Source organism: uncultured Parvibaculum sp., from assembly GCF_963975745.1.
Classification (GTDB): domain Bacteria; phylum Pseudomonadota; class Alphaproteobacteria; order Parvibaculales; family Parvibaculaceae; genus Parvibaculum.
On the sequence record NZ_CAXBIB010000016.1, the window covers coordinates 42298 to 58334 of the forward strand.

The following is a 16037-nucleotide window of genomic DNA, read 5'->3' on the forward strand; positions in this document are numbered from 1 at the left end:
GCGTTCAGCGCATCTCCTGCGATGCAGCGAGGATGGCTTTCACGATGTTGTGATAGCCGGTGCAGCGGCAGATATTTCCTTCGAGTTCTTCGCGGACGGTCTTTTCATCGAGATCCGGCCTTCTGCGGATCAGGTCGACGGCTGTCATGATCATGCCGGGCGTGCAAAACCCGCATTGCAGGCCGTGATGTTCGCGAAAGGCTTGCTGTACCGGATGCAGTTCGCCGTTCCTTGCGAGCCCTTCGACGGTCACAATCTCTGAGCCTTCGGCCTGAACAGCGAGCATCGCGCAGGATTTGACCGCGCGACCGTCGACATGCACCACACAGGCACCGCATTGACTGGTGTCGCAGCCGACATGGGTGCCGGTCAATCCCAACTGCTCGCGAATGAAATGGACAAGCAGCGTGCGCGCCTCGACATCGGCGCTTGCAGGCTTGCCGTTGACCGTCATGGCGACAACGGGCATGCGCAACCTCCCTTGGTGACTTGTGTAGCCTCTTCATCGGAACGCCGGGGATATCCACCGCGCGGGGCCTTTTGATGGAGTCTCGACCCTCGGCCGCGCGAGGTCAAGCGCGCGCGAGGCGGATCAGGCGCCGAATATCCAGATCAGCACCACGATGACGAGGATCAGTGCCGGCCCCCAGACCCAGGGCGAAAGGCTCATACCGGCCTCTTCGTCGGGCACCAGTGGCACGCCGGTGGGCGAGATGGCATCGCTGTCCGGCGATTTGACCGGTATTCCATGTGCCATTTCATCAACCACTTCCGGCAGGTCGGAGGGGGCGGCTGCGACTTTGGAGCCGCCGGCCAGTGTCGAGAAATTGTCGAAAAATTCCTCGGCCATTCGGGCGGCCGTAGAGTCGATGAAACGCTGACCGATCTGGGCAAGCTTGCCGCCAACCTGCGCGCTGACCGAATAGGACAGGAGGGTGCCGCCATCCTCGGCGGTCGTCAGGGTGACTTTCGCGGAGCCCTTGGCAAAACCTGCGGCACCGCCATTGCCTTCGCCGGAGATCGTGTAGCCATTCGGCGGATCGATGTCGGTCAGTTTCACCTTGCCTTTGAAGCGGGCGCTGACCGGGCCGACTTTGGCTTTGGCAACGGCCTCAAATTCGTCGTCGGCCGTCTTCTCGACCGACTCTGCGCCGGGGATCGACTGCTGCAGAACGGCTGCATCGTTGAGAGCCGCCCATACGTCCTCGCGCGAGGCGGGGATTTTATATTCGCCGGACATTTCCATAGGGGCGTCTCCTTCTGGCACGGCGGGGGAGCCGGGGCAGCTTCTATACGTAGGTCAGTACCAGTGTGGTGCCAAGCAGTATGGCAATCCAGAGGACCATCGAGCCGGTCGGCCATGTCCGGGCCAGAATGCCCTGGGGACCGTGGGCGCGGTAAATCCCGTCGAGAAATCGTTCGAGGCGTTCGCCTGCCACCAGCTTCATCCAGCGCCAGGCCGTCCCGATGAACAGCGAGAGCATGCCAAGTAGACCGGCCGCCAGCCGACGGTAGGCCCAGTCAGTATCGAGAATGATGACGGCGCGGGACGCGGGCCATAATCCGACGCCTGCGATCAGGGCGAATGCGAGAGCGGCAAAGGCGATCAGCTGCAATTGGGTCACGATGTGCGTGAACGTGTAGGGCTCGTATGGCACATCATGGGGCAGGTAAGCATAGAGCATATCGGGATAGATGCCGATGCCGATCGAAACTGCAGCAGCCAGCGTCATGGCAACCAGCATGTGCGCCGGCGCTTCTTTCGGACGGAGGCCGCGATCCGCACCGAAGAATGCCGCAAGCGGAAGCCGGACTGAAGTATGCATCACTGCGCCGATATTGGCGGCGATTAGAGCCAGCCAGACCAGATAGAATCCGCCATACCCCGCAGCGCTCAGGATCAGCGATTTGGACACGAAGCCTGTAGTCGCAGGCAGAGCGGCAATAGACAGGCCGCCGACCACACAGAAGAAAGTGGTCCATGGCATGTATCGCGCAATGCCGCCGAGGTCACTTGCACGTGACGAACCGGTGCGGAAGAGAACGGCGCCGACGCTCATGAAGAGCAGGGCCTGATAGAAAATGCTGCACAATGCATGTGCAATGGCGCCATTCAAGGCCAGCGGTGTGCCGATGCCGATGCCAACGACCATGAAACCGAGCTGGCTGTTCAACGCATAGGTCAGAATGCGGCGCAGATCGTTTTCGAGGAGCGCATAGGCGATGGGGAAAAGCGCCATGGCGACGCCAATATAAATCAGGATCTCGGTACCTGGAAAACCGCGTACCAATGCATAAATGGCAAGCTTTGTCGTGAATGCCGAAAGAACAACGGTGCCGGTAACGGTTGCAGACGGATACGCGTCGTGCAGCCAGTTGTGCAGAAGGGGAAAGGCACTTTTGATGCCGAAGGCCAGCAGGATCGCCCATGTGCTGAGACCCGCGAGATCCATTGCATGAAATGCAATCGAGCCGGTTTCACGATAGTACAGCAAGATACCGGCCAACAGGATAACGCCGGAGCCAATCTGCACGATCAGATAGCGCATGCCGGCAGCATAGGAACCTTCGGTACGGCGAGCCCAGATCAGAAAGACCGAGGCGATGGCCGTGCCCTCCCAGAAGACAAAAAGGGTGATCAGGTCGGCGGCAAAGACTGCACCGATGGCCGACCCGGCATATAAAAGTGTCGCGATCTGTTGAACGGTATCGCGAACATGCCAAGCGTAGACCACCAGCATTATTGCGGCCAACGTGAAGCCCAGGCCGAATATGGTGGACAAGGCATCGACACGCATCAAGCCAACATGCATGCCCATCAGGTTGATGTTGCCGTAGGTGCCGTGGGGCAGGCCCCAAAAGACGGCGGCAGCGGCAAGCGGCACCAGCAACATGACGATCTGGCGCGGGCTTCCCTGTGGAACAAGTGGAACCACCAGGGCGGCAACAATGTAGATCAATGCGGGAGTCAGCAGATCAGGCATCGGTGTGCTCCCGCTCAAGATCAGCGGCGGGATGGGACTCGGCGTCGACGGACCGTGGCGCATAGTAATCTGCACCGCGTGTCAGCAGCTTGTGCGTCAAAAAAGCGACAAATGCTGCGGCCGCGCCGATCAACATTGCGAAAAGCCCATGAAATCCGATGAGGCTTTCGAATTCGAAATAACCGTGCTTGTCATAGGCAAAGTCGGCCATACCCAGTGCGAGGCACAGAACAGCGAGCAGCAAAATCCAGTTTCGGGCGCTCATGGTGCCACCTCCGGCAATATCGGAATGTGGAGCAGGAACTCGTAGAGCCCGTCAATCATGAAGAACAGGACGATGCACCCGATGGCCGTCACGCAAATGGGGATCAGGCAAAGGAGTGGTGCTTCCTCGATGCGATCGGCTGCCGATGGTGTTCCCGTGACCTTTGATGTCGTGCCGAAAAAGGCCCGGGCCGGTATCGGAAGCAGATAGGCCACGTTCAACAACGAACTCAGCATCAATACCCCGATGATTGCGAGCTGGCCCGCATCGGCACCTGCAAGCATCAGGTACCACTTGCTCCATGCGCCCCCCATTGGCGGCAGGCCGATAATGCTGAGGGCCGCGATCGTGAAGGCAATGAAGGTGAAGGGCATCTTGCGGCCCAGGCCGTCGAGTTCGCTGATCTTGGTCTTGTGGGCGGCGACATAAATGGCGCCGGCGCACATGAACAACGTGATCTTGCCGACCGCATGTGTGGCGATATGCATCGAACCGCCGATGACGCCCATCTGGTTCGCCAACGCCACACCAAGCGTGATGTAGGACAGTTGGCTTACGGTCGAATAGGCGAGCCGCGCTTTCAGATCGTCTTTGGTAAGGGCAACAATCGATGCGATCAGGATCGAGGCGGCCGCCAGCCAGATCAGCCAGTCTGCGGCGCCCGTCTTCGATAGAAATCCGACGCCGAATATGTAGGTTCCAACCTTCAGCATCGTGAACACGCCTGCCTTCACGACCGCAACGGCATGGAGGAGGGCGCTGACCGGCGTTGGGGCAACCATGGCGGCGGGCAGCCACCGGTGGAATGGCATCAATGCCGCCTTGCCGATTCCGAACGCGAACAATGCCAGCAGGAATGGTGCAAATGCCGGATCGAGCTTTCCGTCGAGAATGCCGCCAGCGCGGAATTCCAGCGTTCCCGCGATGTTCCATACCCACACGATGCCGACCAGCAGGAATGCGATGGATGTCGTCATCAGGATGGCAAGGTAGGTGCGGGCACCGGCCCGCGCCTCCGGCGTCTCCTTGTGGGCAACCAGCGGATAGGTCGAAATTGTGAGTACTTCATAGAAGATGAAGAGTGTGAACAGATTGGCGGAGAAGGCGATGCCAATGGCACCCGAAATTGCAATGGCAAAGCAGATATAGAATCGCGTCTGCTTCTTTTCGTCGGCGCCGCGCATATAGCCGATCGAGTAGATCGCAGTGACGATCCAGAGGCCGGACGCCACGACGGCGAACAACATGCCGAGCGGCTCGATCGAGAACGCCAGCAGCAAACCGGGCATCACCTCGAACAAGGCCACCTCGGGTCGGGCACCCTCCATGACCGGTCCGAGAAGCGCAAGCACCGCAACAAAGGTTGCGAGCGCAGCGGCGACGCTGATGCCATCGCGCAAGTTTGGCCGATTGCCCAACGCGGCAATCAGGAATGTGGCGCCAGCCGGAATGAATACCGCCAGCAGAAGTATTGTGCTGTTCGTCGTCATGTGCGCCTCACTGCCAAAGCATGTTTGAGGCGCTGATCAGCGCGGATGCCGCACGGCTGGCCGCGGCTGTCGTCAGCGCAGCGTAGGTTCCGAAAAACACTGACAACGCGACGAGGCCCCAGGTTGGCAGCAACATCCAGAGCGGAGCCTCCTTGCGCGAAACGCCTTCGGGAGGCGGTTGCAGATAAGCCGCCTCAACCACGCGCCACACATAAATGATGGCAAGCAGCGATGATGCCATGATCAACAGGGCGACGGGCCACCAGTTCATCTCAAGCGCCGCCAGTACCAGGTACCACTTGCTGATGAAACCAACCGTCAACGGCAGGCCGATGAGGCTCAGGCCGGCCACGACAAAGGCGGCCGTCGTCCATGGCATGTCGCGGCCGATACCTCTCAGGCTTGAGATCGAACTCGTGCCGGTCGCAACGATATAGCAGCCGGCGACCATGAAGAGGGCACCTTTGGTAACGGCGTGGTTGAAGAGATGAATGACGGTCGACATCAGACCTGTATGAGAAAGGAACGTCAAACCAAGCAGCATGTAGCCGACCTGTGCGATGCTTGAATAAGCCAGCATGCGTTTCAGGTCATCCTGGAATATGGCCACAATGGACGCTGCAAACATGGCGACGACCGCCAGCGGCAACACGACATGCCGGAGCGTTGCCGCCTGAAAATCGTAATCAAAGCCAAACACCGTGAACATGAAGCGCAGCAGGACATAGATCGCCACCTTGGTGGCTGTTGCCGCGATGAAGGCCGTTACGGCCGATGGCGCAAAGCTGTAGGCGTTGGGGAGCCAGAGATGCAGCGGGAACATCGCCAGTTTCAAGCCGATGCCGATCAGTATGAATACGAACCCCATCCGCAATGTACGGCTGTCGCCATGCTCGGCGATGCGCTGTGCAAGATCGACGAGGTTCAATGTACCCGTGATCATGTAAAGCATACCGATGCCGATCACGAAGAAGGTCGCACCGATCGTGCCCATGATCAGATAGTTGTATGCCGCCGTCAGAGCACGCTTGTTGCGGTCTGCACCGGTCGCGATCAACGCGTAGGTTGCGAGCGATGAGATTTCGAGGAAAACGAAAATGTTGAAGGCATCGCCGGTGATGGTAACGCCGAGCAATCCCGTCATGCAGAGCAGGAAGGCGGAGTAGAACAATGGCTGACGGGGCGCGGCAATCTCGAAGGCAATGCTTGCGCGCGCATAAGGCAACACGAACAGCGCCGCCCCCGAAACAATCAGCAGTACAAAGGCATTCAGAATATCAACGCGATACTCGATGCCGATAGGGGGCGCCCAGTTACCCATTCGGTAGGAGATGACGGCGCCATCAAGAGTGATCAAGAAGAGGCTGACGGAAACGGCAAAGGTCAGAATGACTGTGGCGAAGGCAAGCGCCCAGGCGCCTTGTCCCTTTTTCAAGATGGCGCAAAGCGGAGCCGCCAGCATCGGCAAGACGACCTGCAACGCGGGCAGATTCGCTTCGATCATCGACCACATCAGTGCTGACCTTTCATGGCCGGTGCAGACGCTTCAGTGTCCAGTAGATGCTCGGCCGCGATGATCTCGTCCTCCTCGACGGTGCCGTAGGTCTCACGGATGCGAACGACAAGGGCAAGTGCCAGTGCCGTTGTCGCTATGCCGACCACGATGGCCGTCAGGATCAGCACATGCGGTAGCGGATTCGAATAGATTGCATCGGGGTCATCGACGAGAATCGGGGCGGTGCCGCCTATGACCTTGCCCGTCGAGATGTAGAAGAGAAATACCGCAGTCTGGAATATGTTCAGTCCGACGATCTTCTTGACGAGATTGCCGCGGCTTACCGTGATGTAGAGGCCCGTCATCATCAGGACGACAAACATCCAGTAGTTGTAGTGCGTCAGGACAAACTCGAGATCGAGAACGATTTCCTGCATTACCAGTCCTCGTCCTTGATCTGCGGGTTGTGCGAGGCAAAAGCGACGAAGATGGCCATCATGACCGCGGCGACTGTCAACCCGACGCCGAGCTCAACTACGATGATACCCCACTCCTGAGCATGTGCAGGATCGGACGCGAGCGCGTTGTAGCCGAGATAGGCGTCTCCCAGCAGCATGGTCACGACGCCGGTGCCAGCAAAAATCAGCACGCCGATTGCGGAGAGAACGAGAAGCAGGCGCGGCGGTAGAATTTCGGTCATGGCTTCGACACCGAAGACAAGTGCATAGAGGATAAAGGCGACGGCAAAGATCACGCCGGCCTGGAAACCACCACCAGGGCCGTATTCGCCATGAAACTGAACATAGAGCGCGTAAAGCAGTATTGGCGGGATCAGCAACTTTGAAACGACGCGAAGAATCGAGTGATGTTCCATTTCGTCAATCCTCCCGCCGTTGTTTCGACGGTGCGTTCGGATTGCGTGCGCCACCACCGCCGCCGAGCAGCAGCAGGACGGCAATGGCGGCGGTAAAGACGACGACGACTTCGCCCAACGTATCGAAGCCGCGATAGCTGGCCAGGATCGCCGCCACAGTATTGGGAATGCCGATCTCGACCGGTGTGCGTTCGAGATAGGCCGGCGCCACATGCGTTTGCACGGGGTTGTCGGCGGCACCGAAGGGGGGCATGTCGAGCGTGCCGTAGATCAAGGCGGCGCCGGCGATCGCGCAGACCAGCAGCGGCAGGAATGCAGAGTGTGTCACCGGCTTCTCATCACGTACCGTGAGCGCCAACGTGCCGAGCATCAGGACTGTTGAAATTCCGGCGCCGACCGCTGCTTCGGTGAATGCTACATCCATGGCGTCGAGCGTGACGAAGAGGCCGGCCGATAGAAGGCTGAAAACTCCCGCAAGCATCGCCACTGCGAACAAGTTACGCAGCCGCGTGATGGCGACGGCCGTCAGTACGAGAAACAGGAAGAGCAGGATGTCGATGACGGCGATGCCGACAAGTCCGGCGCTCATGATCTGGTCTCCTCGCCAAGGACTTCGGACGACTGGTTCTTGCGAAGGCCCATGGGGCGTAGTCCGGCCGTGTATGCTGCATTGGCGACTGCGTGGGTCGCGGTCGGGCTTGTGACAAAAAGGAAGAGGCCGATCAGGATCAACTTGAGTGATGCCTGCGTCATACCCGCCTGAAGGATCATTCCGAAGACAATCAGTTCGGCGCCGATCGTGTCGATGATGCCTGCGGCATGGATGCGTGCCCACACGTCCGGCAGCCGGATCATGCCGAGGGCGCCGATCAGCAGAAAGATACTACCAACCGCAAATGAAATGCCGCTGGCAATATCGATGACGAGTTCGAGCCACGGGTCCATTGTCAGTCCTCGTCTTGCAGCGTGCGGCGCCCGAGCGCGCGATAGCGAAAGAATTTCAGAATTGCGATCGTCGCGACAAAATTGATCAGCGCGTACAGCATCGCGATGTCGAGAAAATCCGGCCGCTCGGTGATGAACCCCAGCAGGCCGAGCAGCAACACGGTCAGCGTGCCGAAGGTGTTGACCGCCAGGACGCGGTCATAGAGCGTTGGACCGGCGAAGAGACGGATCAAGACCAGCATCATGGCGACGAACAGCGCAGCGGTGGCGGCGAGCAGCATGGCCATGTCAGCGCGCCTCGATCCGGGCGACTCGGCGACCCATTTCGGCAAAACCTTCCGGCCCGGACGCTTCCTCGGTCAATGCGTGAACGAGAAAGATGCCCGGCCGTGTCTCGACCGTAACCGTACCGGGCGTCAGGGTGATCGAATTTGCAAATATGACATGGCCCATGTCGGTTTTCTGTGGGGCCGGAACGGCGATCAACTGCTGATGTAGCGGCATGTTGCGGGCCAGAATGACCTTCGAGACGGCAACGGCCGATTTGAATATTTCTCCGCCGAGCCAGCCCCAATAGAGCAGCAGCGTCAGCCGGAGCTGAATCGGGACCGCTTCGTCATCCAGCAGTTTCATGCGAAAGGCCAGATAGAGCGTCAGGGCGCAGGAGAGCAGGCCCAGGGCGAGCAGGAAGGGCTTGAAAAAACCCGACAAAGCCAGCCACAGAGCGAGTAACGCGACTGACAAACCGATCGCCTTTGCCATGTTGTCCCTTGCTCGCCGACCAGGCGGGGTCAAAGATACCCCATCGGCCGTCCAGCCGGTTGATCGAGAGCCCGGTTCCTTGACGCGGATGGGGAGGATATCGATCCGCTGCCGGGCCAGAATCCTTCGTGAGGCGGCCAATATGCAATGCGGTGGCTGCCCAGGGCAAGAAAGACCGGTTTGGCGCGGCCAAAAATCGGGCGGCTCGCCCCGCTTTCAATGATTAACCGAGACTGTTATAGTCAACAATTCAAAATGGGGGGTCCTGGGGAGGAACCACGGACCAGTGAGAAATTCCGGATCGGCCAATACTTGAGGTCATTTAGGTTTGACCGTCCGGACGTCGATCGTGGTGGGGATGGAAGAGCGGTTCGAAATCTCGGCGGATTCTGTCGGTGTGTCCTTTGAGGTCACCGGCGTGGTCAAGTGGTTCGATGCGGTCAAGGGATACGGCTTCATCATTCCCGATGACGGGCGTGACGATGTGCTCGTGCATTTGTCCTGCCTGAAGCAGATGGGGCTCGAGGCACTTGAGGAAGGCGCCACGGTGACTTGCGAGGCTGTGCGGCGACCCAAGGGCAACCAGGCGGTTCGTGTTATCGATGTCGACGAAACGACGGCGATCAGACCCGCCGGCGCTGCACCACGAGCGGCCAACAGGGGAACGCTGTCGGGGGTGGTGCCGATAGGGGACTTCGAGACGGCGGTGGTCAAATGGTTCAATCGCGCGCGTGGGTACGGGTTTGTCACGCGAGGCGAAGGAACGCCGGACATCTTCATTCACATGGAGACCCTGCGTCGGCATGGCATTCGCGATTTGCTGCCGGGTCAACAGGTGCAGGTCCGGTTTGGTGAGGGGCCGAAGGGGCTCATGGTTGCCGAAATCGCGCCCGATACCCCGTCAGGGGACTGATCCCCGGCCCTCGCCGATTATTCTGAAGAGGGGCGTCTGCAGAACGCTTCCGTCAACCGGATTTCCATTTCAGCATGACCGATTGCGACGACGACAATCCGCCGGACGGCTTTGTGCTGTCATCGGGCAGGGGGCCTTACACCAGCCACAATGGACCGTTCTTCCACAAGGTGACGGAAAAGGGGTTCGTGCACGGCGTTCGGGTCAGGCAGCGCCACTGCAACTCGCGCGGGATCACACATGGCGGCATGCTGATGGCATTTGCCGACGGGCTTCTGGGAACGGCAGTCTGGCGGGCGACGCAAACCATTGCGTTGACCGTGCGGATGAACAGCGATTTTCTTTCCGCGGCGCGGCCTGGCGAATGGCTTGAAGGAACGGCAGAGGTGACGCGGGCAACCCGGTCGGTCGCGTTTTGCGAAGCCAGCCTCTATGTCGGCCCAAGGCCGGTTCTGAAGGCCAGCGGTGTGTTCAAGCTCATGGCGCGCCACAAGTCCCAGAACTAGTCCGCTTCTTGCGGTTGCCGTGAGGCCCATCGGCGGTGTATTGCAGGCCGAACGGCCCTCGACCAGTGGGGGCGTATGTCGGGGCGTAGCGCAGCCTGGTAGCGCATCTGCTTTGGGAGCAGAGGGTCGCAAGTTCGAATCTTGCCGCCCCGACCAAACCTCGTTGCGATTGCTATGCCGCATAGGGCATAGATGCCCTGATTTCGGCACCATCAAGCCACCATGCCCGGCCGGCAAGCTTCCGTATGGCATGGGCGGGCCAGAGCATTGTGCCATTCTTCGAGACCGATCCCGTCAGATCGAGGATGCATTCGATGTCCATCTGATTGAATCCGCGGCTGGCGAGAAACGCGATGGCGGTGTCGCGATCGAAATACTGATTCATCTCCGGCGCTCCTTCGATCTTGAGGATGCCTCAAGGCCCTGATGCGGCATGCCGCCCTCCCCGAGGGATGGTGTTGTTATCACTTGCAAATTCGGCTGTTTTAGGGCGATAAGAATAAAGTTTCGCGACGTTCCCCATAAGATCGAGGGAATCTGGCTCAGGGGCATAAATTGGCGCGCGCACGCATCTACAGACCGGCAAAAACGGCCATGCAATCGGGACGAGCCAAGACCAGAAAATGGCTGCTTGAATTCGAGCCTGCCAGCGCCCGCAAGGTCGAGCCGCTCATGGGCTGGACCAGTTCGGGCGACATGGATTCCCAGGTGACGCTTCGTTTCGACAGCAAGGATGAGGCAATTGCCTATGCCGAGAGGCTCGGACTCGACTATGAGGTCTTCGAGCCCGCTGCGCCGCGCCGTTCGATCAAGGCCTATGCCGACAATTTCAAATATGGCCGACAGGGACTCTGGACCCATTAGGCCTGCCCGGTGTCTCGATCCCGTAGCTCAACCGGATAGAGCAACAGATTTCTAATCTGTCGGTTGCAGGTTCGAGTCCTGCCGGGATCGCCATGCATTTGTTCATCCATTGAGGCCGTGCCGATGAAGGTTGTCTTCGACCCGGAGCAGAAACGTCATTATCCCCGCCATTTTCTGGTAAATGGCGTTGTGGAAGCCAATCCCGAGGTGCCCGAGCGTGCTGACCGCCTTCTGGCCGGTGCCTGCGAGGCCGGACTCGCGCAGCTTGTGCCGCCGGTTCATGGGCTCGATGCCATTTCGGCCGTCCACACGCCCGAATATGTTGCCTTTCTCTCAGGCATTCACGAACGCTGGATGCGAATAGAAGGGGGCTCGGACGAAGTCGTGCCGGGCATTCATCCGAACCGTCGGGACGGTGCCTATCCCCTCTCAGCTGTGGCGCAGGCGGGCTATCACATGGCTGATGGCGCCTGTCCGATCGCGGCGGACAGTTGGGCGGCGATCAAACGCAGTGCCGATACGGCAACAGAAGCTGCGCGCCTGGTTCGGGACGGCGAATCCTGGAGCTATGCGTTGAGCCGACCGCCCGGCCACCATGCCTTTGCCGATATGGCGGGCGGCTTTTGCTATCTCAATAATTCGGGCATTGCGGCACATGTGCTTCGTGGCGCGAATCACCGCGTTGCCATCCTTGATGTCGATGTGCATCACGGCAACGGCACGCAGGGCATGTTCTACAGACGGTCCGACATCCTCACGGTTTCGATCCATGCCGACCCCGTTCGCTTTTATCCGTTCTTCTGGGGCCATGCCGACGAGCGCGGCGCAGGTGCGGGCCTCGGCTATAACTACAATCTGCCGCTGCCGCGGGGGACCGATGATACGGCATACATGCCCGCATTAAGGGCAGCACTGCGCCGCATCGAGGCGTTCGCGCCGGGTGCCCTGGTGGTTGCGTTGGGTCTGGATGCCTACAAGGATGACCCGCAGGGCGGATTTGCCATCACGACCGATGGATTTGGGCGGATCGGCGAAGCGGTCGGACGCCTGGGGCTGCCAACGGTGCTCGTGCAAGAGGGCGGCTATCTCTGCGATGATCTGGGCGCCAATTTGACCAGCTTTCTCAATGGCTTCGGGGCTGTCCACGCGCTTTGACGCGCAGCAGACTTGCCGGAGAGCCGTTTGTGACCAACCTTTAACTTGTGTGTTTGAACCCCGCTCCGGATCATTGTGCGTGAGGCCGGAGCAAGAAGGCTGCTCCGGATATGCCCGCATGGGAGGGAAAAATGCGTCGACAGGCTGTCAGCAATTCCACTGCGGCGAAGGACAGGCGACAGATATTGTCTGTTGCCGTTGGTTTTCTGGTTCTGCTCGCTGCGATTGCATTTACCACCAGAGTTCACGCATCAGACGTACTCGCCGAGCCATCCAGGCCGGACCCGGCGATCGAAGGTCAACCCAACGAGGCTTCGGGACAGGATCTCTACAGCCGTGGTTTCTATCCGGAAGCTTTGGCCGAGTGGAAGAGGGCGGTCGAGATCAACAAGGATGCCGGGGCAGCCTTCCGACTGGGCGAGGAATATTTCGACGCGAAAGTTGTCGAGCGCGATGTCGAAGAGGCGCTTAAATACTACTTCATCGGAGCCCGCGGCGGCGACCGACGGGCGCAGATGGATCTTGCTTCCATGTATGACAAGGGGTGGGGTGTCGCACAGGATATGAAGGCGGCCGCGAAGTGGTATGAGGCTGCAGCGCGGCAGGGGCTCGAAAGCTCGCAATACAACATTGCCACCATGTATGAGGACGGCGTTGGCGTCGAAGCGAGCAAGGTCAAGGCCTATATGTACTACCAGCTGGCGATCGAAGGCGGGTTTCCACGCTTTGCAGCTGAGGCGATCGAGCGCCTGGCCGGCTCCATGACGGCCGCCGAGATCAAGGAGGCATCCGTTCTTGCTCGTAACTTCCAGCCGCTCACGCCGGTGGAGAGCGTCGCAGAGGTTAAGGCTTGGGATGATGAGACGGACGTCAATTGAGGCTGCAGCGTTCGAAAGAAACGGCCCCGGGAAAATCCCGGGGCTTTTTCTTTTGGTGTATGCGTTGAGGCGCTATCATTCGCCGGCGCAAACGGAGATGCATCATGACGGACGTATGGTCGAACTGGTCGGGCTGGGTGAAGGCATGGCCACGGCAACTGGCGACGCCGGCATCTGAAGAAGAAGTCGCCAAGATCATTCGCGACGCGCAAGGGCCTGTCCGGGTTGCCGGGCGCGGGCATTCCTTCACTCCGCTGGTCGAGAGCGACGGAACGATCCTGACGCTGTTCGGTCTGTCGGGCGTGGTCGATCATGACCCGGAGTCGATGATCGCGCGCATCAGGGCAGGCACGACGATCCGGGATCTCGGTCCTGCGCTTTTCGAACACGGACTGGCACTGGTCAATCAAGGCGACATTGACAGGCAGACGCTGGCAGGTGCCGTCGGAACCGGGACGCATGGGACGGGTGGCGGGCTGGGGTCGCTTTCGGCGGGCGTCAAGGCATTCCGTTTGGTGACAGCGAGCGGGGAGGTGATGTCGTGCAGCCGCACCGAGAATTCCGACGTCTTCGATGCGGGGCGGGTCAGTTTCGGCAGTCTTGGTGTGATGACCGAGATCACGATGCAATGCGCGAAGACCTATGCACTGGAGGAAACCGGCGGCCGGATGCCGATTGCCGAGGCGCTCGACCGGGCCGAAGCGCTGCGTGACGAAGGACGTCATTTCGAATTTTTCTGGTTTCCCTTTGCCGATCAGGCGCTGATCAAGTTTCTGAAAGAGACTGACAAGGAGCCGCGCCCACGGCGTCGCAGGCCCGATGGCGAGATGTCGCGTGATGACAAGATCATGCAGCTGGCATGCGATGTCGCGCGTGCCTTTCCGTTCCTGCGCGGCCCTCTGCAGCGGCTTCTGACTTCATCGAGCGGTTCGCGTTATTCGAGTGGTTCCATCAACGGGATCGAAGGCCAGTCAGCCAAGGTGCGCTGGTCGCATGATGCGTTCCCGAGCGATCGCAACGTTCGTTTCAACGAAATGGAATATGCGGTGCCAGCCGAGAAAGGGCCGGATTGCATTCGTGAGGTTGGCGAGCATATGCGGAAATGCGGGATCAATTTCCTCTTTCCCCTGGAGTTCCGCTATGTCGCTGGCGACGATGCGTGGTTGTCGCCATTCTATCGCCGCGACAGCGTGACGATCTCGGTCCACCAGTATCACCGCCAGCCTTACAGGGCCTTGTTTGCCGGCGTCGAGGACATTTTCCGTCGTTATGAGGGGCGACCGCATTGGGGCAAGTTACATACTTGCGGTGCGAAGGAGTTCGAGGCGTTGTATCCGAAGTGGGATGATTTTCAGGCCGTGCGGCGTCGGCTCGATCCCGCAGGAAAGTTCCTCAACGACCATCTGAGGCATGTTTTCGGCGAATCCTGACGATCAGCCGGCTTCGACGATCGCGACGGTCTGCCCTTCCGATATCGCCTCGTCCTCGGCTACGAGGATTTCGGCCAGTCTGCAATCCGCCGGGGCGCAGACGGGTATTTCCATCTTCATCGATTCGAGGATCAGGATCGGATCGTCTTCGGCCAGATGGTCTCCCGGCTTCGCCTCGATCTTCCAGACCTTGCCCGTGATCTCGCTCTTTACGTCGATGCTTGCCATGTCTTCCCGGTCCTTTATTGATTGCAGGCACGCAGGCGTTCGAAACCAGCCTCCAGATCGGCCGTCAGGTCGGCCGGGTCTTCAAGCCCGGCATGGAGCCGCAGCATTGGACCGGCCGCTTCCCACTTTGTGACGGTACGAATTCTCGTCGGGTCCTGCGGAATGATCAGGCTTTCGAACCCGCCCCAGGAATAGCCCATGCCGAACAGTTCCAGTCCGTCGAGCATAGCCGCCAGTGCTGCTTCGGATGCCGGGTTGAGCTCGATGGCGAAAAGGCCGCTTGCTCCGGTAAAGTCGCGGCGCCAGATCGCGTTGCCGGCGTGGTTTGGGAGTGCGGGGTGTATGACGCGCGCAACCTCCGGGCGACCTGCCAGCCATTCTGCGAGCATCAGGCCGGTCTTCATATGACGTTCCATCCGTACCGCAAGCGTGCGGATGCCGCGCAGCACCAGGTAGATGTCATCGGGTGCGGCGCAAAGCCCGAGTGCCCCATGATTGGCAATCGTTTCGCGCCACGAAGCTTCTGTCGTGGTGATGGCCCCCATCATCACATCGGAGTGGCCGCAAAGATACTTGGTCACTGCCTGAATCGAAATGTCGACTCCATGGTCGAACGGCTTGAAATAGAGTGGTGACGCCCATGTATTGTCGAGCATAAGAATCGCACCCGATTTGTGGGTGACTTCGGCTATCGCCGGGATGTCCTGAACCTCGAACGTAACCGAACCAGGCGATTCCGCGAAGACGACGGCGGTGTTCGGTTTGATGAGTGCGCCGATGCCACTACCGATGCATGGATCGTAGTACTCGACGTCGATACCGTAACGGCGGAGAACACGCTCGCAGAACTGGCGGGACGGCTCATAGACGCTATCGGTTATCAGCAGGTGGTCGCCGGACTTTAGATGTGCAAGAAGAGCGGTGGTGACAGCAGAAAGACCCGACGGGGTCAGCAAGGTGCGGTAGCCACCCTCAAGCTCGGCGATCGCTTCCTGCAAGGCGGCACTGGTGGGCGTGCCTCGGCGGCCATAGGTGAATGGCTGCTTGCGCGTTCGCACGGCATCAAGGGTCGAATAGAGGATTGTTGAAGCATGGTAGACTGGCGGGTTGACGATTCCGAAATTCGCATCCGGGTTGCGGCCGGCATTGACGATCAGTGTATCCTGCTTTTTTTTCATTGCGTGGCGTCCGTCATCTGGCTTGTCCAATGCCTTGCAGAATGTGATCCATAGCGGGGCGGGTCGCCTT

The 16037-nt window shown here is 59.6% G+C and carries 21 protein-coding genes and 2 tRNA genes; 8 read left to right on the forward strand and 15 right to left on the reverse strand.

What is annotated here, in order from left to right; genetic code table 11:
• Positions 1–4: 4 nt before the first annotated feature.
• The 12 genes from AAC071_RS13020 to AAC071_RS13075 all read right to left on the reverse strand — a co-directional run bounded on the left by AAC071_RS13020 (position 5) and on the right by AAC071_RS13075 (position 8815).
• Entirely contained in the window at positions 5–469 is a 465-nt protein-coding gene (locus AAC071_RS13020) for a (2Fe-2S)-binding protein (protein ID WP_339833126.1), read from the reverse strand.
• Positions 470–592: 123 nt separating this feature from the next.
• Entirely contained in the window at positions 593–1246 is a 654-nt protein-coding gene (locus AAC071_RS13025; RefSeq protein WP_339833127.1) for a carbon monoxide dehydrogenase subunit G, read from the reverse strand.
• A 43-nt stretch (positions 1247–1289) separates the two neighbouring features.
• Positions 1290–2984 (reverse strand): Na(+)/H(+) antiporter subunit D, encoded by a 1695-nt coding sequence (locus tag AAC071_RS13030; RefSeq protein WP_339833128.1) that lies wholly within the window; start codon positions 2982–2984, stop codon positions 1290–1292.
• Positions 2977–3249, reverse strand: a complete 273-nt coding sequence (locus tag AAC071_RS13035; RefSeq protein WP_339833129.1) for a hypothetical protein — start codon at positions 3247–3249, stop codon at positions 2977–2979. Before AAC071_RS13035 ends, AAC071_RS13030 begins: the two co-directional genes overlap by 8 nt.
• Positions 3246–4739, reverse strand: a complete 1494-nt coding sequence (locus AAC071_RS13040; RefSeq protein WP_339833130.1) for a monovalent cation/H+ antiporter subunit D family protein — start codon at positions 4737–4739, stop codon at positions 3246–3248. Before AAC071_RS13040 ends, AAC071_RS13035 begins: the two co-directional genes overlap by 4 nt.
• 7 nt (positions 4740–4746) lie before the next feature.
• Complete coding sequence (locus tag AAC071_RS13045; protein WP_339833131.1) at positions 4747–6243, reverse strand: monovalent cation/H+ antiporter subunit D family protein; 1497 nt, start codon at positions 6241–6243, stop codon at positions 4747–4749.
• A gap of 8 nt (positions 6244–6251) precedes the next feature.
• The gene (locus AAC071_RS13050; RefSeq protein ID WP_339833132.1) at positions 6252–6671 is read right to left on the reverse strand and encodes a cation:proton antiporter subunit C; all 420 of its coding nucleotides are present in this window, start codon (positions 6669–6671) and stop codon (positions 6252–6254) included.
• Positions 6671–7108 carry a Na(+)/H(+) antiporter subunit B gene (locus AAC071_RS13055; protein ID WP_339833133.1) on the reverse strand — a complete coding sequence of 146 codons (438 nt, stop codon included), beginning with the start codon at positions 7106–7108 and terminating at the stop codon, positions 6671–6673. The genes AAC071_RS13050 and AAC071_RS13055 overlap by 1 nt, the downstream gene beginning before the upstream one ends.
• 4 nt (positions 7109–7112) lie before the next feature.
• Entirely contained in the window at positions 7113–7697 is a 585-nt protein-coding gene (locus AAC071_RS13060) for a DUF4040 domain-containing protein (RefSeq protein ID WP_339833134.1), read from the reverse strand.
• Positions 7694–8053, reverse strand: coding sequence for a monovalent cation/H(+) antiporter subunit G (mnhG, locus tag AAC071_RS13065; protein WP_339833135.1), 360 nt, complete (start codon positions 8051–8053; stop codon positions 7694–7696). The genes AAC071_RS13060 and mnhG overlap by 4 nt, the downstream gene beginning before the upstream one ends.
• Before the next feature lie 2 nt (positions 8054–8055).
• On the reverse strand, positions 8056–8334 hold the full coding sequence (locus AAC071_RS13070; RefSeq protein WP_339833136.1) for a monovalent cation/H+ antiporter complex subunit F: 279 nt from the start codon (positions 8332–8334) through the stop codon (positions 8056–8058).
• 7 nt (positions 8335–8341) lie between these two features.
• Complete coding sequence (locus tag AAC071_RS13075; protein WP_339833138.1) at positions 8342–8815, reverse strand: Na+/H+ antiporter subunit E; 474 nt, start codon at positions 8813–8815, stop codon at positions 8342–8344.
• A 328-nt stretch (positions 8816–9143) separates the two neighbouring features.
• On the opposite strand from AAC071_RS13075, the gene AAC071_RS13080 reads away from it, so the two are divergent.
• The 3 genes from AAC071_RS13080 (at position 9144) to AAC071_RS13090 (ending at position 10390) form a co-directional block, all read left to right on the forward strand.
• Positions 9144–9728, forward strand: coding sequence for a cold shock domain-containing protein (locus AAC071_RS13080; protein ID WP_339833140.1), 585 nt, complete (start codon positions 9144–9146; stop codon positions 9726–9728).
• A 74-nt stretch (positions 9729–9802) separates the two neighbouring features.
• Positions 9803–10234, forward strand: coding sequence for a PaaI family thioesterase (locus AAC071_RS13085; RefSeq protein ID WP_339833142.1), 432 nt, complete (start codon positions 9803–9805; stop codon positions 10232–10234).
• 79 nt (positions 10235–10313) lie between these two features.
• Positions 10314–10390: transfer RNA gene (locus AAC071_RS13090), tRNA-Pro, on the forward strand.
• 16 nt (positions 10391–10406) lie between these two features.
• On the opposite strand, the gene AAC071_RS13095 is transcribed toward AAC071_RS13090, so the two are convergent.
• Positions 10407–10619, reverse strand: a complete 213-nt coding sequence (locus AAC071_RS13095; protein ID WP_339833143.1) for a hypothetical protein — start codon at positions 10617–10619, stop codon at positions 10407–10409.
• A gap of 170 nt (positions 10620–10789) precedes the next feature.
• On the opposite strand from AAC071_RS13095, the gene AAC071_RS13100 reads away from it, so the two are divergent.
• The 5 genes from AAC071_RS13100 (at position 10790) to AAC071_RS13120 (ending at position 14561) form a co-directional block, all read left to right on the forward strand.
• The gene (locus tag AAC071_RS13100; protein WP_339833144.1) at positions 10790–11098 is read left to right on the forward strand and encodes an ETC complex I subunit; all 309 of its coding nucleotides are present in this window, start codon (positions 10790–10792) and stop codon (positions 11096–11098) included.
• A gap of 16 nt (positions 11099–11114) precedes the next feature.
• A tRNA-Arg gene (locus tag AAC071_RS13105) sits at positions 11115–11191 on the forward strand.
• Between the two features lie 30 nt (positions 11192–11221).
• Entirely contained in the window at positions 11222–12253 is a 1032-nt protein-coding gene (locus tag AAC071_RS13110) for a histone deacetylase family protein (RefSeq protein ID WP_339833145.1), read from the forward strand.
• 131 nt (positions 12254–12384) lie between these two features.
• Complete coding sequence (locus AAC071_RS13115; RefSeq protein WP_339833146.1) at positions 12385–13131, forward strand: tetratricopeptide repeat protein; 747 nt, start codon at positions 12385–12387, stop codon at positions 13129–13131.
• Between the two features lie 104 nt (positions 13132–13235).
• Complete coding sequence (locus AAC071_RS13120; protein WP_339833148.1) at positions 13236–14561, forward strand: D-arabinono-1,4-lactone oxidase; 1326 nt, start codon at positions 13236–13238, stop codon at positions 14559–14561.
• Between the two features lie 3 nt (positions 14562–14564).
• Here AAC071_RS13120 and AAC071_RS13125 read toward each other — a convergent pair whose 3' ends face one another.
• On the reverse strand, positions 14565–14789 hold the full coding sequence (locus AAC071_RS13125) for an acetyl-CoA carboxylase biotin carboxyl carrier protein subunit (protein WP_339833150.1): 225 nt from the start codon (positions 14787–14789) through the stop codon (positions 14565–14567).
• A 14-nt stretch (positions 14790–14803) separates the two neighbouring features.
• The gene (gene metC, locus AAC071_RS13130; RefSeq protein ID WP_339833152.1) at positions 14804–15967 is read right to left on the reverse strand and encodes a cystathionine beta-lyase; all 1164 of its coding nucleotides are present in this window, start codon (positions 15965–15967) and stop codon (positions 14804–14806) included.
• Positions 15968–16037: the final 70 nt, after the last annotated feature.